At 68.4% G+C, this 234-nt stretch carries 1 tRNA gene; it reads right to left on the bottom strand.

From position 1 onward, the window contains the following. Positions 1–58: 58 nt before the first annotated feature. Positions 59–155: transfer RNA gene (locus tag ADK64_RS45915), tRNA-OTHER, on the bottom strand. Positions 156–234: the final 79 nt, after the last annotated feature.

Below are 234 nucleotides of genomic sequence, written 5' to 3'. Positions count from 1 at the left end.
CACCCTGCGCTGACTTTGCGAGCCGGTGGTTCTCGGTGGTGGGGCTGGTGTGGTGGTGTGGCGGAGAGGGCAGGATTCGAACCTGCGTGGACCGCGTGGGTCCGACTTCGGGCTGTTGCCCTGGGTCCCCGATCAGCCGCTCCGGGCACCTCTCCTCGTGTCGCGGCTTTCGCGGTGTCCCGCGGTGCCGTTCACGGGTATGACGGTGCCAGGGTGGACTGACACGGCTCTGAC

Origin of the sequence: Streptomyces sp. MMG1121 (genome assembly GCF_001280015.1) — a bacterium.
Classification (GTDB): Bacteria; Actinomycetota; Actinomycetes; order Streptomycetales; family Streptomycetaceae; genus Streptomyces.
The sequence above is the reverse complement of the archived record's forward strand: the minus strand, read 5'-3'. Positions and strand labels throughout refer to the sequence as shown.